The 1,344-nt window shown below is 45.4% G+C and carries 1 pseudogene; it reads left to right on the top strand.

The features are described 5' to 3' along the window. Nucleotides 1-1,344 (top strand): annotated as a pseudogene (locus FZ941_RS10645) (mucus-binding protein); the annotation flags it as partial.

Genomic DNA, 1,344 nt, shown 5'->3' with positions numbered 1-1,344 from the left:
CTACGAAAGAATTGGCCCAAGAAGCTACACCAGTTGTAACTGGATTCGTGGCAGACAAGGCTAATGTAGCAGCGAAGACAGTCACTCCTAATGATAAGGATAGCGAAGAAGTTGTACAATACAAGAAGCTCGGTTCATACGTACCAAATGTACCAGACGGACTTCCAAAAGTACCAAACCTTCCATATCCAAACGATCCAACAGATCCAACGAAACCAGGCACTGATCTTCCAGTGGTACCAAATGTACCAGGCACAACACCAGTAGGCCCAGATGGTACAACACCATTGACACCGAAAGATCCGAGCGATCCAAGCAAGGGATACAACCCACCACCAATTCCAAGTGATCCAACTCAGGATACACCAATCAACTACGTTAAAGATGGTCAAAAAGCGATTATCACATTCGTAGACCAAGATGATAACAACAAGGAAGTTGGTAAGGTCGTTGAAAGCGGTAAGTCAGGTGAGCCAATCGGTACAACTAACTACGCAACCCGTCTGAAAGAATTGACAGACAAGGGCTACGAAGTGGTGAACGATGAGTTCAAGGGACCTAAGACCTTCGATAACGATGATAAGAAGGACCAACAATTTGTAGTTACTCTTCGTCATGGTAAAGAAGCAATCAAGGATCCAGCAGAACTCAACAAGAAGGTGACTCGTACCATCAAGTATCAATACGCAGATGGTCAAACAGCGGGTCGTCCAGCTCTGAAAGCTCCTGTGACTCAAGAAGCAGCCTTCACACGTACAGGTGAACGCGACCGTGTAACTGGTGAAAAGACCTTCACTGCATGGACACCAGCTACGAAAGAATTGGCCCAAGAAGCTACACCAGTCGTAACTGGATTCGTGGCAGATAAGGCCAATGTAGCAGCGAAGACAGTAACTCCTAATGATAAGGATAGCGAAGAAGTTGTACAATACAAGAAACTTGGTTCATACGTACCAAATGTACCAGACGGACTTCCAAAAGTACCAAACCTTCCATATCCAAACGATCCAACAGATCCAACAAAACCAGGAACTGATCTTCCAGTGGTACCAAATGTACCAGGCACAACACCAGTAGGCCCAGATGGTACAACACCATTGACACCGAAAGATCCGAGCGATCCAAGCAAGGGTTACAACCCACCACCAATTCCAAGTGATCCAACTCAGGATACACCGATCAATTATGTTAAAGATGGTCAAAAAGCGATTATCACATTCGTAGACCAAGATGATAACAACAAGGAAGTTGGTAAGGTTGTTGAAAGCGGTAAGTCAGGTGAGCCAATCGGTACAACCAACTACGCAACTCGTCTGAAAGAATTGACAGACAAGGGCTACGAAG

It is taken from the genome of Streptococcus sp. Marseille-P6264 (assembly GCF_902460355.1).
In the GTDB taxonomy this organism is placed as follows: Bacteria; Bacillota; Bacilli; order Lactobacillales; family Streptococcaceae; genus Streptococcus.
Note: the sequence above shows the minus strand (reverse complement) of the source record. Positions and strands in the feature narration are given on the sequence as shown.